18 protein-coding genes and 1 riboswitch are annotated in these 17,614 nt (G+C 76.2%); of the genes, 1 reads left to right on the top strand and 17 read right to left on the bottom strand.

Annotated elements, in window-relative coordinates:
• Positions 1-82: 82 nt before the first annotated feature.
• The 7 genes from OKX07_RS10075 to OKX07_RS10045 all read right to left on the bottom strand — a co-directional run bounded on the left by OKX07_RS10075 (position 83) and on the right by OKX07_RS10045 (position 7,534).
• Positions 83-2,971 carry a DEAD/DEAH box helicase gene (locus OKX07_RS10075; protein WP_265631762.1) on the bottom strand — a complete coding sequence of 963 codons (2,889 nt, stop codon included), beginning with the start codon at positions 2,969-2,971 and terminating at the stop codon, positions 83-85.
• Positions 2,972-3,002: 31 nt separating this feature from the next.
• On the bottom strand, positions 3,003-3,914 hold the full coding sequence (locus OKX07_RS10070; protein WP_265631761.1) for a diacylglycerol/lipid kinase family protein: 912 nt from the start codon (positions 3,912-3,914) through the stop codon (positions 3,003-3,005).
• A gap of 10 nt (positions 3,915-3,924) precedes the next feature.
• Entirely contained in the window at positions 3,925-4,743 is an 819-nt protein-coding gene (gene tatC / locus OKX07_RS10065; protein ID WP_265631886.1) for a twin-arginine translocase subunit TatC, read from the bottom strand.
• A gap of 46 nt (positions 4,744-4,789) precedes the next feature.
• The gene (gene tatA / locus OKX07_RS10060; protein WP_265631760.1) at positions 4,790-5,062 is read right to left on the bottom strand and encodes a twin-arginine translocase TatA/TatE family subunit; all 273 of its coding nucleotides are present in this window, start codon (positions 5,060-5,062) and stop codon (positions 4,790-4,792) included.
• A 109-nt stretch (positions 5,063-5,171) separates the two neighbouring features.
• Entirely contained in the window at positions 5,172-5,504 is a 333-nt protein-coding gene (locus OKX07_RS10055; RefSeq protein ID WP_265631759.1) for a hypothetical protein, read from the bottom strand.
• Position 5,505: 1 nt separating this feature from the next.
• Positions 5,506-6,492 (bottom strand): helix-turn-helix transcriptional regulator, encoded by a 987-nt coding sequence (locus OKX07_RS10050; RefSeq protein ID WP_265631758.1) that lies wholly within the window; start codon positions 6,490-6,492, stop codon positions 5,506-5,508.
• The gene (locus OKX07_RS10045) at positions 6,485-7,534 is read right to left on the bottom strand and encodes a helix-turn-helix transcriptional regulator (RefSeq protein WP_265631757.1); all 1,050 of its coding nucleotides are present in this window, start codon (positions 7,532-7,534) and stop codon (positions 6,485-6,487) included. The genes OKX07_RS10050 and OKX07_RS10045 overlap by 8 nt, the downstream gene beginning before the upstream one ends.
• A gap of 73 nt (positions 7,535-7,607) precedes the next feature.
• Between OKX07_RS10045 and OKX07_RS10040 the strand changes: the two genes are divergently transcribed.
• On the top strand, positions 7,608-8,765 hold the full coding sequence (locus tag OKX07_RS10040) for a DUF3866 family protein (protein ID WP_265631756.1): 1,158 nt from the start codon (positions 7,608-7,610) through the stop codon (positions 8,763-8,765).
• Between the two features lie 35 nt (positions 8,766-8,800).
• Here OKX07_RS10040 and OKX07_RS10035 read toward each other — a convergent pair whose 3' ends face one another.
• The 10 genes from OKX07_RS10035 to fmt form a co-directional block, all read right to left on the bottom strand.
• Entirely contained in the window at positions 8,801-9,241 is a 441-nt protein-coding gene (locus OKX07_RS10035) for a PH domain-containing protein (protein WP_265631755.1), read from the bottom strand.
• Position 9,242: 1 nt separating this feature from the next.
• Positions 9,243-10,091, bottom strand: a complete 849-nt coding sequence (gene hisG / locus OKX07_RS10030) for an ATP phosphoribosyltransferase (RefSeq protein WP_265631754.1) — start codon at positions 10,089-10,091, stop codon at positions 9,243-9,245.
• A gap of 55 nt (positions 10,092-10,146) precedes the next feature.
• Positions 10,147-10,410: a phosphoribosyl-ATP diphosphatase gene (locus OKX07_RS10025; RefSeq protein ID WP_227578732.1), complete on the bottom strand. Its 264-nt coding sequence runs from the start codon at positions 10,408-10,410 to the stop codon at positions 10,147-10,149.
• A 46-nt stretch (positions 10,411-10,456) separates the two neighbouring features.
• Positions 10,457-10,930: a 6,7-dimethyl-8-ribityllumazine synthase gene (ribH, locus tag OKX07_RS10020; RefSeq protein ID WP_265631753.1), complete on the bottom strand. Its 474-nt coding sequence runs from the start codon at positions 10,928-10,930 to the stop codon at positions 10,457-10,459.
• A complete protein-coding gene (gene ribB / locus OKX07_RS10015; RefSeq protein WP_265631752.1) occupies positions 10,927-12,297 on the bottom strand; it encodes a 3,4-dihydroxy-2-butanone-4-phosphate synthase in 1,371 nt (456 codons plus the stop codon). Before ribB ends, ribH begins: the two co-directional genes overlap by 4 nt.
• A complete protein-coding gene (locus OKX07_RS10010; protein ID WP_265631751.1) occupies positions 12,294-12,908 on the bottom strand; it encodes a riboflavin synthase in 615 nt (204 codons plus the stop codon). Before OKX07_RS10010 ends, ribB begins: the two co-directional genes overlap by 4 nt.
• The gene (ribD, locus tag OKX07_RS10005) at positions 12,908-13,966 is read right to left on the bottom strand and encodes a bifunctional diaminohydroxyphosphoribosylaminopyrimidine deaminase/5-amino-6-(5-phosphoribosylamino)uracil reductase RibD (RefSeq protein ID WP_265631885.1); all 1,059 of its coding nucleotides are present in this window, start codon (positions 13,964-13,966) and stop codon (positions 12,908-12,910) included. Before ribD ends, OKX07_RS10010 begins: the two co-directional genes overlap by 1 nt.
• 176 nt (positions 13,967-14,142) lie before the next feature.
• Positions 14,143-14,274, bottom strand: a riboswitch (FMN riboswitch).
• A 78-nt stretch (positions 14,275-14,352) separates the two neighbouring features.
• Positions 14,353-15,027, bottom strand: a complete 675-nt coding sequence (gene rpe / locus OKX07_RS10000) for a ribulose-phosphate 3-epimerase (RefSeq protein ID WP_265631750.1) — start codon at positions 15,025-15,027, stop codon at positions 14,353-14,355.
• Between the two features lie 45 nt (positions 15,028-15,072).
• Positions 15,073-16,608: an RsmB/NOP family class I SAM-dependent RNA methyltransferase gene (locus OKX07_RS09995; RefSeq protein ID WP_265631749.1), complete on the bottom strand. Its 1,536-nt coding sequence runs from the start codon at positions 16,606-16,608 to the stop codon at positions 15,073-15,075.
• Positions 16,605-17,585, bottom strand: a complete 981-nt coding sequence (gene fmt, locus OKX07_RS09990; RefSeq protein ID WP_265631748.1) for a methionyl-tRNA formyltransferase — start codon at positions 17,583-17,585, stop codon at positions 16,605-16,607. Before fmt ends, OKX07_RS09995 begins: the two co-directional genes overlap by 4 nt.
• Positions 17,586-17,614: the final 29 nt, after the last annotated feature.

The following is a 17,614-nucleotide window of genomic DNA, read 5'->3' as shown; positions in this document are numbered from 1 at the left end:
CAGCACACGATAGGGCCACCCGGCCGGCCGCGCGGCCCGGGGTCGGACGCCCGTCCGGGTCCGGAGCGCCGCGGGTGCGGCCTCACACCGCCGAGTACGCGACCACACCGCGCCGCAACGCCGTCACCGCGCGGTCGGCGGTGGTCCGCAACCGGGCCGTCGGCGCGGCACCGGAGATCTGGTCGAGGACGTCGATGACCTGCTTGCACCACCGCACGAAGTCACCGGCCGCGAGGTCCGAGCCCCGCAGCACCGCGTCCAGGCTGCGGCCCGCGGCCCACCGGTGGATCGCCTCGACGAGGCCCAGGTCGAGCGGCTGGATGGTGTCGAGGCGGGCACCGTGCTCGAGGTCCTCGAGCTCGGACCAGGCCCGCACCGCACCGTCGAGCGCCCGGCCCAGCCGACCGTCCGGTCCGCCGGGGACCCGCGCCTCGGCGTCGTCGTCGCGCCGCGAGCGGTACACGATCGTCGACACCGCAGCCGCGAGGCCGGGCGCGTCGAGCTCGTCCCACACGCCCCGCCGCAGGCACTCGGCGAGCACCAGGTCGTTCTCGGCGTAGATCCGACGCAGCCAGCGCCCGTCGTCGGTCACCCGCAGCGCACCGTCACCGTCGGTCGTGAGGTACCCGAGGGTGCCGAGCACGTCGCAGATCCGGTCGAAGACGGCCGCGATCGAGCCCGTGCGTCCTGAGATGCGACGCACCAGCGCGGCGTGCTCGTCGCGCAGGCGCTCCCACCGCTCCGCCCAGCGTGCGTGGTCCTCCCGGTCGGGGCACCGGTGGCACGGGTGGGCGCGCAGGTCGCGACGCAGGGCCTCCAGCGCGGCGTCGTCGGCTGCGGCGGACCCGCGCTCGGCACGCCGCCCCCCGGCACGCGCGGGCGCGGGGACGACGTCCAGCTCGTCGAGGCGCGCGCGCAGCCGCGCGGCCAGGTCCCGTCGCGCCGCCGGCACCCGCACCTCGAACCGGCCCGGCACCTTCAGCCGCCCCACGGTGCGCAGCCCCGTCCCGACGTCCGCCACGGTCAGCCGCCGGACCTGCCGGTCCGTGGTCAGGACCGTCGGCCGTGGGCCGTCGAACCCGCCCCCGCCGCCGGGGTCGACGACCACCGCGTGCTCCGCGCGCCGACCCACGGGGATCTCGACGACGTCACCGATCTTCAGGCCCTCGAGCGTGCGTGCCACGTCCGCGCGACGCGACGCCGACTCGGCCTTGGCCATGCCGCGCTCGCGGTCGGTGATCGCGCGCCGCACCGCCATGTACTGCGCGAAGTCCCCCAGGTGGCAGGACATGGCCTCGGCGTAGCCCTCGAGCGCCTCGGCGTGCGTCTGCGCCTGCCGCGCGAGCCCGACGACGCCGCGGTCGGCCTGGAACTGCGCGAAGGACGTCTCCAGGACGTCCCGGGCGCGCTCGCGGCCGACCTGGGCGACGAGGTTGACGGCCATGTTGTACGTCGGGCGGAACGACGAGCGCAGCGGGTACAGCCGCCGTGACGCCAGGCCGGCGAGCTGCACGGGGTCCAGGGCGCCGTGCGCGACGACGACGGCGTGCCCCTCGGTGTCGATGCCGCGCCGCCCGGCTCGGCCCGTGAGCTGGGTGTACTCCCCCGGGGTCACGTCGACGTGCGCGCTGCCGTCCCACTTGACGAGCTTCTCGAGCACGACCGACCGCGCGGGCATGTTGATGCCCAGCGCGAGGGTCTCGGTGGCGAACACGACCTTGACCCAGCCGCGCGAGAACAGGTCCTCGACTGTCTCCTTGAACAGCGGCAGCATGCCCGCGTGGTGCGCGGCGACGCCCCGCACGAGCGCCTCGACGAACGCGTCGTACCCCAGGACCCCGAGGTCCTCCGGGGGGATCGCCGCGCAGCGCTCCTCGGCGACGCGGCGGATGTCGGCCTGCTCGGTGGGAGTCGTCAGCCGCACCCCCGCGGACAGGCACTGCTGGACGGCGGCCTCGCAGCCGACGCGCGAGAAGATGAACACGATCGCCGGCAGCAGCCCGGCCCCGGCGAGCTCGTCGACGACGACGAACCGCGGGACGGGACGCACCCCACCGCCCGGTCGGTGGCCTCCGCGTCCCCGGTCCCCCCGGTCGCGCGGGCCGCGTCGGTCGCGCTCGCCGGGCGGCTGGCGGCGCAGCAGCTGCGTGAGGTCGGGGTTGATGGGTGGGTCCACCCCGGGGGCGGTGGGGTCGACGTGCCCCGCGTACAGGTCGAGGAGCTGGTCCCCGACGAGGACGTGCTGACCCAGCGGCACGGGTCGGTGCTCGCTGACCACGACCGTCGTGTCGCCCCGCACGGTGGCGAGCCAGTCGCCGAACTCCTCGGCGTTGGACACCGTGGCGGACAGCGACACCAGCTGCACGTCGCCGGGCAGGTGGATGATCACCTCCTCCCAGACGGGTCCGCGGAACCGGTCGGCCAGGTAGTGCACCTCGTCCATGACGACGTACCCGAGCCCCACCAGCGCGGGCGAGTCCGCGTAGAGCATGTTGCGCAGCACCTCGGTCGTCATGACGACGACGTCGGCGTCCCCGTTGACGGTGGTGTCACCGGTGAGCAGGCCGACGCGGTCGGCGCCGTGCACGCGCGCCAGGTCGGCGTACTTCTGGTTCGACAGCGCCTTGATGGGCGTGGTGTAGAACGCCTTGCGTCCGGCGGCGAGCGCGAGGTGCACGGCGAACTCGCCGACGACCGTCTTGCCGGCCCCCGTGGGCGCGGCGACGAGGACGCCGCTGCCGCGCTCGAGCGCGGCGCACGACTCGACCTGGAAGTCGTCGAGGGGGAAGTCCAGGCGGGCGCGGAACGTCGCGAGCTCGCCCTTGTCGGCGGCGGCGCGGCGGCGTGCGGCAGCGTAGCGCTCGGCGGGTGACGGCTCTGCCGGTTCAGGGCGGGCGGGCGTCGTGCGTGCGGGGTCGGACGCGCCGGTGGGGCCGGACGGGGTGCGGGAGGTGCGGCGACGCGGTGGCACGGGCCCACCCTAGGCACGCCGCGGCCGTGCGCTACCCGAGCACGCCGAGGGCGCCGGGCACGACCTCCACGAGCAGCGGCAGGGGGCCGACCCGTTCACCGTCCCCGAAGGCCTGCGGCGGGGGCGGCCCGAGGTCGGGGGCGGGTGTGATGAGCACCGTGCGCCCTCGCAGGACGCGGACCCGCGGGTCGTCGACGTGCCGGCCGCGGTAGATGCGCGGGAAGATCCCGAGGGCGCCGCGGCGCGTGAAGGGCCCGGCGACGACGACGTCGAGCAGGCCGTCGTCGGGCACGGCGTCCGGGGCGATCGGCAGGCCGCCGCCGAACCACGGGGTGTTCGCCACCGTGACGAGGGTGCCGGCCGACTCCCAGACGGTGTCGTCGACCTGCACGCGGTACCCGTAGGGGCGGAACGCCAGGAGCTCGGGCACGAGGGCGCGCAGGTACCGCAGGTGACCGTGGGGCCAGGTCAGGGTGTTCGCGCGGGCGTTGACCGCGGCGTCGAGGCCGCACGACAGGACGCCGGCGCACCAGCTCGGTGCGCTGCCGTCGGGCGGCCCGACCCGCAGGGCGTCGATGCGGCGTGCGCCGGTGCGCAGACCGCGGTCGAGGACGCGGACGGCCGCGTCGACGTCGCCGCGCGGCAGCCCGAGCGCACGGGCGACGTCGTTGCCCGTGCCGACCGCCACCACGCCCAGGGGCAGGTCGGTGCCGGCGACGATCCCGACGCCCAGGTGCACCATGCCGTCACCGCCGACGACGACCAGGGCGTCCAGGCCGGGGGCGGCCGCGCGGGCGCGCGCGATCGCCTGGGCGGGGGTGGGCGCGGACACGTCCTGCACGACGTGCCCGGCGCGCTCCAGGAGGCGGTGGGCCCGCCGGCCGACGGCGCCGCTGCGCCCGTCGCCCGCCGAGGGGTTGACGACGAGCCCGACGGTGCTCATGCGGTGGTGCTCATGCCGTGCCGGCGGTGTCCCGCCCGCGGGCGGTGCTTTCGTCGTCGTCCTCGCCGGGGTACGTGCCGTCGAGGCGGGGCAGCCCCTGCGCGACGAGCCGCCGGTCGAGACGGCGGTCGTGCAGCACGCAGATGCCGAGCGCGGCGAAGAACAGCAGGCAGATGGGGATCGCCACGGCGAGCATCGTCACCGCGTCGGGGGTGGGCGTGGCGATGGCGGCGAACGTGAACGCGACGAGCACGGACCAGCGCCAGCCGGCCAGCCAGGTGCGGGCGCGCACGAGACCGGTCAGGTTGAGGGCGACCATCACGACGGGCAGCAGGAACCCGATGCCGAACGCGAGGACGACGCGCATGACGAAGCCGAGGTAGAGCTGGGCGTCGACCCAGTTGGTCGTCCCGCTGGGGGCGAAGTCGGTGAGCAGGCGCACGGCGTTGGGCAGCGCCCACCAGGCCAGGGCGGCACCGGCGAAGAACAGGGGGACGCCGACGGCGAGGAAGCCGACGGCGTAGCGCCGCTCCTTGGACGTCAGGCCCGGCGTGATGAACGCCCAGAGCTGGTACATCCACCAGGGTGCGGTGACCAGCACGCCGAGGAACAGCGAGACCTTGACCTGCATGTCGAACGCGGTGGCGATCCCCTGGAAGTTCAGCGAGACGCCCTCGTCGCGGGCCTCGGCGACGTCGAGGACGGGTTGCTGCAGCAGCTGGAAGACGGGCTCGTAGAAGAGCCAGCCGGCCACCGCGCCGACGACCAGGCCGAGCGCGATGAGCACGACCCTGCGGCGCAGCTCGCGCAGGTGCTCGCGCAGCGGCATGCGTCCGGCAGCCTCGCCGTCGCGCGGGGCGTCGTTCACCGGCGGCTCAGGCGCGCGGCGGGGCGGGCGGGCTCACCGGTGGCGGCGGCACGTCCGTCCGCGTGACCGGTGCGGCGCCCGTGACGGGGTCCGGCGCGGGCGTGCCCGTGCCCGTGGTCTCCGCGTTCCTGGCGTCGTCGCCCGTCAGGTCGGAGACCTCTTTCTTGAAGATCTTCAACGACTGACCGACGCTCCGGGCCAGCCCAGGTAGACGGTTCGCGCCGAAGAGCAGCAGCACGACGATGATCAGGATGACGACATGTGTCGCGGTGGGCCTCATGACGGCGTCCGTTCCCTCGGTCGGCGGCGGGTGATGGGGTCTCGAGTGTACGTGGTGGGTATGTCCTGTCGAAGCGCTTCGCCCCAGATTAGAAGGGGAACTCCGGGGGTCATCCGAACCAACGCGACGTGGCGTCGGCCACCGTCGTCCGGTGCCCGGCGCGACGTCGCGCGCGCTGCTCGCGCCGCACCCCGCGCAGCTGCTCGACGCGGTCGCGCAGCTCCTGCGGGTCGCGGCCGAGCGCCGGCGGCTCGTCCTGCCGGGCCGTGCGCGCCTGCTCCTCGAGCTCGGCTGCCCTCGCCGTGAGCTGAGCGGCCACGTCGGACGCGCGCCCCAGCTCGTGGCCCAGTGCGACGGCCGAGCGCCACAGCCGTCGCCCCACGACGTACGCGCCGGCGAGCGTGCCGAGCACCAGGACCGTCCAGATGATGAACCAGAGCACGTCAGCCCTCCCCCGTCGTCGCGTCGAGCAGCGGCCCGTACGCCTCGAGCGCGGCGCGCGCGGCCGCGGCCGTGTCGTGCGCGACGTGCGGCGGGCGCACGTCGAGGACGTCGTCGGCGACCTGCAGCAGCAGGTGCTGCAGCCACGCCGGCTGGACGACGCGCAGGTCGACCTCGAAGACACCGTCGGGGAGCTCGCGCGTCCGCTCGACGGGGACCGTCTCGGCCACCCACCGGGCGCGTCCCGCGAGGCGGACCGTCACGAGCTCGCCCGACGCGTCGGGCTGGAACACGTCGGCGTCCGCGGCGAGGCGGTGCTCGCCGGCGGCGTCGGGCAGGACGGTCGCGTCGACGATGCGGTCGACGCGGAACATCCGGTCGGCGTCGGCCGCGAGCGACCACGCGAGGAGGTAGGAGCGTTCGTCCTGGCTGACCAGCCGCACCGGGTCGACGTCGCGCTCGGTGGCGACGTCGGACGCGTCGACGTACCGCAGGCGCAGCCGACGGCGGCCGGCGAGGGCCGACCCGATCGCCGCGGCGACCGCCGGGACGGCGCCGACCTGCAGCTCGACGTCCAGCGGGACGCCCGCCGCGGCGTCCCCCGTGGCGCCCTGCACCTTGGTGAGGACCGAGTCCAGGACCGCGGCGCGCTCGGCGTCGAGGGCGGGGCGCAGCGCGGCGAGCGAGCGCAGGGCCGCGAGCAGCGCGACGCCCTCGCGCGGGCCCAGGCGCAGGGGCCGTGTCATGCCGCGGCCCTCGGTGAGCCGCACGACGCCCTGCTCGTACGACGACGCGTCGAAGTCGATGAGGTCGTCCGGGAGGTACCCGGGCGTGCCGGTGACCCACAGGGTGTCGATGTCCGCCATGACCTGCTCCGGCGTGACGCCGAACTGCGCCGCCACCTGCTCGACGGGGACGTCCTCGTGGCGTTCGAGGTAGGCGATCATCCCCAGCATCCGGACCAGGCGGTCGCTCGCGCGCTCAGGCACCCCGCGCCTCCCCGATCCTGCCGCGCCGCTGGTCGGTGCGCGGCTGGTCCAGCCGCGACGCGACGCGCAGCATCCCGACGACGGCCTGGCGCACCTGCGGCGGGTCCAGCACGACGACGGCGTCCCCGTACCCCACGACCTCCTCGGCGAGCTCCCAGTCGATCCGGAAGGGCACGGCCAGGGCGTCGCGGCCGGCGAGCACCCGGTCCGACCCGGCCGGCAGCGGCACGTCCGGGGGGGTCGCTGTCGCGCGGGCGCGCAGGGCCCCCGCGCGGCCCGGGGTGACGGCCAGCAGCGCGATCCGCTCCGGGCCGGTGCCCACCCAGGCGCGCGAGGCCTCGGTGAGCTCCTCGGCGGTGGGTGCCGCGAACCCGCCCGGCTCGCCCAGGGGGCGCACCGCACCGCGGATGCGCCGCAGCCGGAACGAGCGGCTCGCGTCACGGTCCCGGTCGCGCGCCAGCAGCACCCAGCCGCCGCGCCGGGCGAGCAGCTTCCACGGCTCGACGTGCCGCTCGCGCACCTCGCCCGTCGTCGCGGCGTGGTAGGTGAACCGCACCGCCTGCCGGTTCTGCACGGCGTCGACCAGCGGCGCGAACGCGTCGCCGCCGGCGCGCACGCGCGGCGCGAGCCCCGCGACGAGGTCGTGCGCCTCGGGTGCCGCACCGACGGCGCGCAGCTTGGTCAGCGCACGCGTCGAGTCGGCGCGCAACGACTGGTCCTGCCACACCTGTGCGGCCAGCGCGAGCACACCGAGCTCGGCGGCGGTCAGCTCGATCGGTGGCAGCGACCAGTGGGCGGTGTCGATGCGGTACCCGATGTCGTCGCCGTGGCCTGCGTGGGTGACGGTCAGGACCGGGACGCCCAGCTCGCGCAGCGTGTCCTTGTCGCGCTCGAACATCCGCTCGAAGGCGTCGTCCGAGCGCGCGTCGCCGTACCCGGCGACGGACGAGCGCACCTGCTCCTTCGTCATCCGGCCGGGCGTGTTCACCAGGGCGATGACGAGGTTGAGCAGGCGCTCGGCGGGGGGGATCGCGGCGGGCATCGGGCTACACGGTAGCCGTCGGTGGCGCGCTCGGCGGCGCGGACGGCGCACGGCACGCCGGTAGCGTGGGCGCGTGATCGCGTGGCGTGCGGGTGTGGTGACGGAGTGCCGGGCCCGGTGGGACGGTGCGTGCGAGTCGACGGTGGCCCTCGACGGCGAGGACCGCACGGTCCGCGCGCTGTCGTACCCGCACCTGGTCGGTGAGGTCGTGCCCGGTGCGCACGTCCTGCTCAACGCGACCGCGCTGCTGCGCGGCCTGGGCACCGGCGGGTACGCGCTGGTCGTGGCCCGCACGGACGTGCTGGTCCCGGACCCGCTGCCCGGTCCGGGGCACCTGGTCAAGGCGCGGTACACCCCCCTGCAGGCCATGGTGCTGGGGGTCGACGACCAGGAGTCGCCGCACCACGAGGTGCTGCGCGACGCCGACGACCTCGCGGGCCTGCCCGTGGTCGTCGCGGACCTGCACTCGGCGCTGCCCGCGGTGATCGCGGGTGCGCGCGCCGCCGCCGCACGCCTGGGCAGGCCCGCGCCGCGTGTCGCCTACGTCATGACCGACGGGGGTGCCCTGCCGGCGTGGTTCTCCCGTGCGGTCGACGGGCTGCGCTCGGCGGGGTGGCTCACCGCGTGCGTGACGACGGGCCAGGCGTTCGGGGGCGACCTCGAGGCCGTCACCGTCCACACCGGGCTGCTGGCCGCGCGGCACGTCGTCGAGGCGGACCTCGTCGTCGTCGCGCAGGGTCCCGGCAACCTCGGCACGGGCACCCGCTGGGGCTTCTCGGGGGTTGCCGCGGGCGAGGCCCTCAACGCCGCGGGCATCCTTCGTGGGCGTCCCGTGGCGTCGCTGCGGGTCTCGGGCGCCGACGCCCGTGACCGGCACCTCGGGGTGTCGCACCACTCGCTGACCGCGTACGGGCGCGTCGCCCTGTCCCCCGCGGACGTCGTCGTGCCGGTCTTCGACCCCGACCTGCCCGGGACGCCGCAGGACCTCACGGCCGACCCGGACGCCAAGACCTGGGAGGCGCTCGCGGCCCGGGTGACGGCTCAGGCGGCCGACCTGGTCGCGCCGCAGGGGCGGCACACCGCGGTGCGGGTGCCCGCGGGGGTCGACCTGCTCGACGCGCTGCGCAGCTCACCCGTGCGGCTGTCGACCATGGGGCGCGGCCTGGACGCCGACCCGGCCGCGTTCCTCGCCGCCGCGGTCGCCGGGGTGCACGCGGTCACGGCCGGCTGAGGCGGCGCTCGCGGGCGGTGCCGGGGTGGGCCGGTTCAGTCGTCGGCGCCGGTCGCGCTGCGGCGTGCGACCAGCGTGGCGAGGCGGCGCGCCTCGCTCTCCGCGTGCGCGCCGTCGGCGCGCTGCACGCCCATGACGGCCAGGGTGTCGCCGTCGGCGAGGTCGAGCTGCACCCACGGGCGCCCCTGACCGAAGCGCACCGAGACGATCTGCGCCCACGTGACGTGCGTCGTGATCAGCAGGTTGCGCACCCGCAGGCCCGTCGCGTCGGGTACGGCGCTGACGGACGCCTGCCGCCAGCAGAACCAGGCGATCGCGAGTCCGAACAGCGCGAAGCCGACCTGGTCGAGCGCCGCCAGCCCGGGCATCGTGACGACGAGCAGGGCGGTCAGGGCGAGCACGGCGACGCCGACGACGAGCGTCACGAGGCGCGCGAGGCGCGGTCGGAACGGTGCGGCGAGGGCGTCGTCGGTCACGTCAGATCCGGCAGGCCAGGATCGAGGTGACGAGGATGGCGCGGGCCCCCACGTCGTACAGGGCGTCCATGACGCGGTTGGTCTGGCTGCGCGGCACCATGGCGCGCACGGCCGCCCACTGCCCGTTGTGCAGGGGTGACACCGTCGGGGACTCCAGGCCGGGGGTGATGGCCACGGCCGCGTCGACGAGCTCGAGCGGGACGTCGTAGTCCATCAGGACGTACTCGCGGGCGGTCAGGACGCCCTGCAGGCGCCGGGTGAGGACGTCCAGGCCCACGGGCTGGTCGACGTCGGCGCGGCGCACCAGGACGGCCTCGGACCGCAGGATCGGCTCGCCGAAGACCTCGAGGCCGGCGGCGCGCAGGGTGGAGCCCGTCTCGACGACGTCGGCGATGACGTCGGCGACGCCGAGGCGGACCGCGGACTCGACCGCGCCGTCGAGCCGCACCACGGCGGCGGGCTCGACGCCACGCTCGCGCAGGTAGGAGCCGACGAGCTCGGAGTACGACGTCGCGACGCGCAGCCCGGCGATCTGGCGGGCGTCGGTGAGGGTGCCCGCGGCCCCGGCGAACCGGAACGTCGAGCGGGCGAACCCGAGCGGCAGGTGCTCGACGGCGGACGACGCGGAGTCGATGAGCAGGTCCCGGCCGGTGACGCCGACGTCGACCGTGCCCGCGCCGACGTACACGGCGACGTCGCGCGGGCGCAGGAAGAAGAACTCCACGTCGTTGTCCGGGTCGGGCAGCACGAGCTCGCGGGAGTCGCGCCGCTGGCGGTACCCGGCCTCGCGGAGCATCTCGACGGCGGGCTCCGACAGGGAGCCCTTGTTGGGGACGGCGATCCTCAGCACGGTGTCCTCGGTGGTTCGGCGGTGCGGTGGGTGTGTCGGGGGGCGGTGCGGGGGGTCACAGGTGCGTGTACACGTCCTGCAGCGTCAGGCCCTTGGCGAGCATCAGCACCTGCAGGTGGTACAGCAGCTGGGAGATCTCCTCGGCGGCGCGCTCGTCGGTCTCGTGCTCGGCCGCCATCCAGACCTCGGCGGCCTCCTCGACGACCTTCTTGCCGATGGCGTGGACGCCGGCGTCCAGCTCGGCGACCGTGCCCGAGCCCGCGGGGCGGGTGGCGGCCTTGTGGGACAGCTCGGCGAACAGCTCCTCGAACGACTTCACGCGCCGAGCCTAGACGGCTGCTCGGCCGCCGGCGTCCACGCGTCCGTCAGGCGGCGCCCAGGGTGCGCAGCACCAGCGCCGTCGCGACCGCGGCCTGCGCCGCCTCGGCGCCCTTGTCCTCGTGCGAGTCGGGCAGCCCGGCGCGGTCGAGGGCCTGCTGCTCGTCGTCGCACGTCAGCACCCCGAAACCGACGGGGACGCCGGTGCGCAGACCGACCTCGGTCAGGCCCCAGGTCGCGGCCTGGCACACGTACTCGAAGTGCGGGGTGCCGCCGCGGATGACGACGCCGAGCGCGACGACCGCGTCCGCGGTCCCGGCGGCGCGCTGCGCGGCGACGGGCAGCTCGAACGTCCCGGGCACGCGGACGGTCGTGACGTCGGTGACGCCGGCGGCCGCCAGCGCGCGCTGAGCACCGGCGACGAGCCCGTCCATGACGGTCGTGTGCCAGCTCGCCGCGACGACGACGACCTTCAGGCCGCTGCCGTCCAGGTCGAGGGTGGGTGCGCCTGCGCCGCTCATGCCAGCTCCTCCAGGGGGTCGAACGTGTGGTCGGTGGTGTCGACGCCCGCAGGTGCGGGGCCGGCGAGGACGGGCGCGACGTGCACCGGCGGTGCCAGGTCGGGCGCGCCGTCGGTGGTGCCGAGGTGCAGGGCGTGGCCCATGCTCGTGGCCTTGGTGCGCAGGTACGCCTCGTTGTGCGGGGTGCGGCCGACCTCGAGCCCCCGCACCTGGGTGACGTCGATGCCGTGCGCGCGCAGGCCGGCGACCTTCGCGGGGTTGTTCGTCAGGAGGCGCACCCGGCGCACCCCCAGGTCGGCCAGGATCGCTGCGGCCGCGCCGTACTCGCGGCGGTCGGCGGGCCAGCCGAGGTCGACGTTCGCCTCGACGGTGTCGCGACCGCCGTCCTGCAGGGCGTAGGCCGCGACCTTCGCGAGCAGCCCGATCCCCCGGCCCTCGTGGCCGCGCAGGTACACCACGGCGCCGCCCTCGGCCGCGGCGATCGCGAGTGCGGCGTCGAGCTGCGGGCCGCAGTCGCAGCGGGCCGAGCCGAACGCGTCGCCCGTCAGGCACTCCGAGTGCACGCGGACGGTCGGCTCGTCGGCCAGACCCGCGGTCGACACGAGCGCGACGTGCTCGTCGCCCGTGCGCAGGTCACGGAACCCGTGGATGCGGAAGTCGCCGTGCCGGGTCGGCAGGTACGCCGTGTGCGTCGCGTGGACCCGCGGCGCCGCCTCGGCGTCGACCTGCTCGGCCGGCCCGAGGTCTCCGTGGGCGAGGCGCCACGCCCGCAGGTCGGCGATCGTCAGCAGCACGAGGCCCGCCTCGGCGGCGATGCGCGACGCCTCCGGGAGCCGGACCATCTGGCCGTCGTCCTGCACGAGCTCCGCGATCGCACCGACGGGCTCGAGCCCGGCCAGGCGGCACAGGTCGACGGCGGCCTCGGTGTGCCCCGCCCGGTGCAGCACCCCACCCGGGACGGCGCGCAGCGGCAGGACGTGCCCCGGGCGGATGAGGTCTCCGCGGCCCGCGGCCGGGTCCGCCAGAACGCGCAGCGTGCGGGCGCGGTCGGCAGCGGAGATGCCCGTCGAGACACCCGTCGCGGCGTCCACCGTCACCGTGTACGCCGTGCGCCGCGGGTCCTGGCTGTGCGGGACCATCAGCGGCAGGTCGAGGGCGTCGGCGCGCGCGGCCGGCATCGGGGCGCACAGGTACCCCGACGAGTGCCGGATCGTCCACGCGACCCACTCGGGAGTCGCGGACTGCGCCGCGAGGACCACGTCGGCCTCGTTCTCCCGGTCCTGGGAGTCCGCGACGAGCACGGGACGCCCCGCGCGCAGCGCGTCGAGCGCCTCCTCGACGGTGCCGAGCCGGATGTCCTCGCTCATCGCGTCACTCCTGACGTCGCCAGCAGGCGTTCGGTGTACTTCGCCAGGACGTCGACCTCGAGGTTGACGCGCGCGCCCGGTGCGAGCGAACCCAGCGTCGTGACCTGCAACGTCGTGGGGATCAGGGAGACACCGAACACGTCGTCGCCGACGTGCGTCACCGTCAGCGACACCCCGGACACCGTGATCGACCCCTTCTGCGCGACGTACCGCGCGAGCGACGGGTCGAGCCCGACCTCGACGTCGTCCCACCGCGGTCCCGGACGGCGCGAGCGCACCACCCCGACACCGTCGACGTGCCCCTGCACCACGTGCCCCCCGTACCGGCCGCCGACCGCCAGGGCCCGCTCCAGGTTCACCGCACCCCCCGGGGCCAGGTCGCCCAGCGCCGACGCCCGCAGGGTCTCCGGCATGACGTCGGCGACGAACGTCCCGTCGCCCGGCAGCTCCGCCACCGTCAGGCACACCCCGCTCACGGCGATCGAGTCGCCCAGGTGCGCGTCCGAGGTGACGAGCGGGCCACGGACCCGCAGGCGCGCGTCCGCCCCCTCCCCGTCGCCCCGCACGAGCGCGACGACCGTCCCCATCTCCTCGACGATGCCGGTGAACATCAGTGCTCCTCCTCGGTGGACGTGCGGACGGTCGTGGGCGCGTCGCCCGGTGGCGCCGGTACCCCGACGACGAGCACGTCGGGACCCAGCGGGACCACGTCGCTCGTCACCAGGCGCACGGCCTGTGCGAGCGTCGTGACGCCCAGGTCGCCGACGGCGGCGGCCCCCGCCCCCAGCAGGACCGGCGCGACGTACGCGTGGACCTCGTCGACGAGGCCCGCGGCCAGGAAGGCGGCGGCGAGCGTCGGGCCGCCCTCGACCAGCACGTGCCGCACCTCCCGCGCGTGCAGCACCTCCAGGACGTGCGCGGGGTCGTGCGTGCGCAGCTCGAGCAGCTCGCCGCCCGGCCCCCGCAGCCGCGCCCCCTGCGGGACGGCACGGTGACCGACCACGACCCGCAACGGCTGCTGCTCGACCAGCGAGCCGTCCCCCGTCCGCGCCGTCAACGACGGGTCGTCGACCAGGGCCGTCCCCGTCCCCACGACGATCGCCCCGACCTGCGCCCGCAGCCCGTGCGCATGACGACGCGCCACGTCCGACGTGATCCAGCGGCTCGTGCCGTCCGCCGCCGCGACCCGCCCGTCGAGCGTCGAGGCGATCTTCAACGTCACGAACGGCCGCCCGCGGTGCACCGCCGGGAGCCACGCCCCCAGGGCCGCCACGCCCTCCGCCGGCAGCACACCGGTCACGACGTCCACACCGGCCGCACGCAACCGACCCGCTCCCCCGGCCGCGACCGGGTTCGGGTCCTGCACGCCCACGACCACGCGCGCCACGCCCGCCTCGATCAGCGCCGCCGAGCACGGGCCCGTGCGACCCGTGTGGTCGCACGGCTCGAGCGTGACGACCGCCGTCGCCCCCCGCACGTCCGCACCGCGCTCGCGGGCGTCGGCCAGGGCCGCGACCTCGGCGTGCGGCGTGCCCGCGCCGCGGTGCCACCCCTCGCCCAGCACGGCGCCCCCACCCGGCAGGTCGCCGTCGGGGGCCAGCAGCACGCAGCCGACGCGCGGGTTCGGGCCCAGCGGGCCGCGGGCGGCGAGCTCCAGCGCGCGCCGCATCGCCGCGACCTCGTGCGGGCGGGCGTCGTCGGAGGGGGCGGTCGCGGCTGCCGACGGTGGGGACGTCGTCGCACCCGTCGTCGCGCTCATCCGTGCACCTCCGTCGCCTCGCAGGGCTCCGGGGTCGCTCGGGCGGCATGCCGAGACGTCACGGCACGCGCAGGGGCGCACCGCGCACGCGTCTCCTCCCATCCGGACTTTCACCGTCGGTCCTGGAGTTCCACCAGGTCAACCGCTCCCCCTCGCGGGGTCACGGGTCGCGGACTGTCACCGCCGGCTCGGACTTTCACCGACCCCGGAGCACGTGTGTGTGTTGGTCAACGATGATGCCACACAGGGCATTCCGTCCCGTCAGGTGTCCGTCCTGCGACGGGTCCCGTGGCGCGTCAGGCCTCGATCGTCGGGTGCTGCGCCGCCGACCGCAGCGCCGCGATCTCCCCCGCGACGTCGTCCGCCCCGTACACCGCCGACCCGGCGACGAACACGTTCGCCCCCGCCCGCGCGATCCGTCCGATCGTGTCCCGTGAGACCCCGCCGTCCACCTGGACCCACGTGTCCACCCCGGCCGCGTCGATCGCCGCACGGGTCCGCCGCACCTTCGCCAAGGTCCCCTCGATGATCGCCTGCCCACCGAAGCCCGGCTCGACCGTCATGACGAGGACCATGTCGACCTCGGCCAGCAGGTCGAGGAACGGCTCCACGGGCGTCGCGGGCCGCAGCGCCACCGCCGCACGCACCCCGCCCGCCCGCAGCTCCCGCGCGAGGCGCACCGGTGCCTGCGTCGCCTCCGCGTGGAACGTCACCGACGCGGCCCCCGCCTCCGCGTACTGCGGGGCCCACCGGTCCGCGTCCTCGATCATCAGGTGCACGTCCAGCGGCACCGGGCTCACCTCGGCCAGCCGACGCACCACCGGCAGACCGAGGGTCAGGTTCGGCACGAAGTGGTGGTCCATCACGTCCACGTGCGCGTAGTCCGCCGACGCGATGGCCCGCAGGTCCCGCTCGAGGTTCGCGAAGTCGGCGGACAGGATGCTCGGGTTGATCAGCACGGGAGGGGCCACGCACCCCACGCTACCCAGCGTGCGGCCCCGGGCGCGCGCCCGCCGTCAGAGCCGGCGCAGCAACGTCAGGTGCATCGCGTCCGTACCGTGCACGTGCGGCCACAGCTGCACGTCCGTCCGGCCCGCCACGGGCTCCCAGGCGGGCGCCACCTGCGCCATCACGGGCACCGCGTCCACGACCTCGACAGGCGTCCCAGCGCGCGCGGCCGCCCGCACCGCGTCGAGCACGACGAGCTGGGTCTCCGCCAGGTGCGGCGAGCACGTCACGTACCCCACCACCCCGCCGGGACGTACCGCCGCCACCGCGGAGGCCAGCAGCTCGCGCTGCAGCGCGCTCAACGTCGCCAGGTCCGCCGGGGTGCGACGCCACCGAGACTCCGGGCGCCGCCGCAACGCACCCAGCCCCGTGCACGGCGCGTCCAGCAGCACCCGGTCGTACGACGCCGGCTCCTGGGCGCCCAGCGTGCGCCCGTCGCCCGTGCGCACGTCCTCCACGGCGTCCGCGGGCACCGCCCGCAACGCCTGCTCGACCAGCCGCGTCCGGTGCGGCTGCAGCTCGTTCGCCACCAGCCGGGCACCCCGCTGCGCAGCCAGCGCCGCCAGCAGCACCGCCTTGCCGCCCGGGCCGGCGCACAGGTCGAGCCACCGCACGTCCGACCCCTCCACCGGCGCGGCCGCGAACGCGAGCGTCACCACCTGCGACCCCTCGTCCTGCACCCCCGCCAGACCGTCCCGCACCGCCGGCAGCGCACCCGGGTCGCCCCCGGCCAGCACCAGCGCCGTCTCGGCAAGACCCGCCGGCGCCGCGTCCGCCTGCTCCGCCAGCTCGGCCGGCGTCACCAGCCCCGGTCGCGCCACCAGCGTCACCCGCGGGGGCGCGTTGTCCGCCGCCAGCAGCTCGCCCAGCTCGTCCGCGGACCGCCCCGCCCCGACCAGCGACTCCCGCAACGCACGCACCACCCACGCCGGGTGGCTCTCGACCGCCGCCAGCCGGGCCACCGGGTCCTCTCCCAGCGGGTCGGCCGCGTCCCCCACCCGCGCCAACCACACGCCCAGCGGGTGCTCCGAGACCCGCCGCAGCACCGCGTTGACGAACTGCGCCGCACCGGCCCCCACGCGCTCGCGGGCGAGCCCCACGGTCTCGGAGACGGCCGCGTGCGGTGCGACCCGCATGCCGAGCAGCTGGTGCGCGCCGAGGCGCAGCACGTCGAGCACGGGCGGGTCGACCTGGGCCAGGGGCCGCGACGACGCCTGCGTCAGGACGGCGTCGTACCGGCCGCGCAGCCGCAGCGTCCCGTACGCGAGCTCGGTGGCGAACCCGGCGTCGCGCCCGACGATCCGGCGCTCGCGCAGCAGCGGCGGCAGCACGAGGTTGGCGTAGGCGTCGGACGACGCGACGGCGCGCAGCGTGTCGTACGCGGCCCCGCGCGCGGCGTCGCCCTGCCGCGCCCGCTGCGCCGGTGCGGCGGTCGTGCGGGACGCGCGGCCCTCGACCCGGGCCTCGCCGCGCTGCCGGCCGCGTGCGTCGCGGCGCGCGTCCGGGGACCGGTCGTCGCGGCCGCGCCGCTCGTCGGGGCTCATCGGTGGTCCGCCGTCGCGGCCGCCGCGACGCCGGCTTCGGCGGCGCTCGCTCCGAGCGTGGTGCCCGGTGCGAGGCGCGCGCCCCGCGCCCAGTCCGCGGCCGCCATCGGCCGCTTGCCCGGGGCGGTGACGTCGCCGAGGCGCACCGCACCGGCGGCGGTGCCGACGAGCACGTCGCGCTTGTCCGCCCGGACCTCGCCCGGGCGCAGGTCGGTGACGTCCGGCACCGGCCGGACGGGCCCCAGCCCCAGCCGCTGCCCGTCCGGCAGGGTCGTCCACGCGCCGGGTGCGGGCGTGCAGCCGCGGATGCGGCGGTCGACCGCGGAGGACGGGTGCGTCCAGCGCACGCGGGCGTCCTCGGGGGTCAGCTTGGGGGCGAGGCTCACGCCGTCGCCCGGCTGGGCGACGGGGTCGAGCGCACCGTCCTCGAGGGCGTCGAGCGTCTGCACCAGCAGCTGGGCGCCCGCGACGGACAGCCGGCCCAGCAGGTCCCCGGACGTGTCGGTCGGGCGGATGGTCTCGGTGAGCGTGCCGTACACCGGTCCGGTGTCGAGGCCCTCCTCGAGGCGGAACGTCGACGCGCCGGTGACCTCGTCGCCCGCCATCACCGCGTGCTGAACGGGTGCGGCGCCGCGCCACGCCGGCAGCAGCGAGAAGTGCAGGTTGACCCACCCGTGGACCGGGACGTCCAGCAGGCCGGCGGGGACCAGCACGCCGTACGCGACGACGGGTGCGGCGTCGACCCCGAGCTCGGCGATCTGCGCGGCGGCCTGCGGGGTGCGCAGCGAGGGCGGTGCCAGCACCGGCAGCCCGTGCTCGTGCGCGACGGCCGCCACCGCCGACGGCTGCAGGGTGCGTCCGCGCCCGACGCGCGCGTCCGGTCGGGTGAGCACGGCCACCACCTCGTGGCGGGACCCCAGGAGGGCCTCGAGGGAGGGGACGGCGGCCGCGGGACTCCCCGCGAAGAGCAGACGCATGGGTCCGATCCTAGGTCGCGGACCGGTGC

The sequence above is a fragment of the Cellulomonas sp. S1-8 genome (genome assembly GCF_026184235.1).
In the GTDB taxonomy this organism is placed as follows: domain Bacteria; phylum Actinomycetota; class Actinomycetes; order Actinomycetales; family Cellulomonadaceae; genus Cellulomonas.
This window is presented reverse-complemented; position numbering and strand designations above follow the sequence as displayed.

Excerpts from the sequence above, each read along its gene's own strand:
- OKX07_RS10070 (WP_265631761.1), bottom strand. The coding sequence starts at position 3,914 with ATGAGCACCGTCGGGCTCGTCGTCAACCCCTCGGCGGGCGACGGGCGC.
- ribH (WP_265631753.1), bottom strand. The coding sequence starts at position 10,930 with ATGAGCGGCGCAGGCGCACCCACCCTCGACCTGGACGGCAGCGGCCTG.
- OKX07_RS10045 (WP_265631757.1), bottom strand. The coding sequence starts at position 7,534 with ATGCCCGCCGCGATCCCCCCCGCCGAGCGCCTGCTCAACCTCGTCATC.
- OKX07_RS09995 (WP_265631749.1), bottom strand. The coding sequence starts at position 16,608 with ATGAGCCCCGACGAGCGGCGCGGCCGCGACGACCGGTCCCCGGACGCG.
- ribB (WP_265631752.1), bottom strand. The coding sequence starts at position 12,297 with ATGAGCGAGGACATCCGGCTCGGCACCGTCGAGGAGGCGCTCGACGCG.
- fmt (WP_265631748.1), bottom strand. The coding sequence starts at position 17,585 with ATGCGTCTGCTCTTCGCGGGGAGTCCCGCGGCCGCCGTCCCCTCCCTC.
- tatC (WP_265631886.1), bottom strand. The coding sequence starts at position 4,743 with ATGCCGCTGCGCGAGCACCTGCGCGAGCTGCGCCGCAGGGTCGTGCTC.
- ribD (WP_265631885.1), bottom strand. The coding sequence starts at position 13,966 with ATGCGGCGCGCGCTGGAGCTCGCCGCCCGCGGCCCGCTGGGCCCGAAC.
- OKX07_RS10010 (WP_265631751.1), bottom strand. The coding sequence starts at position 12,908 with ATGTTCACCGGCATCGTCGAGGAGATGGGGACGGTCGTCGCGCTCGTG.
- tatA (WP_265631760.1), bottom strand. The coding sequence starts at position 5,062 with ATGAGGCCCACCGCGACACATGTCGTCATCCTGATCATCGTCGTGCTG.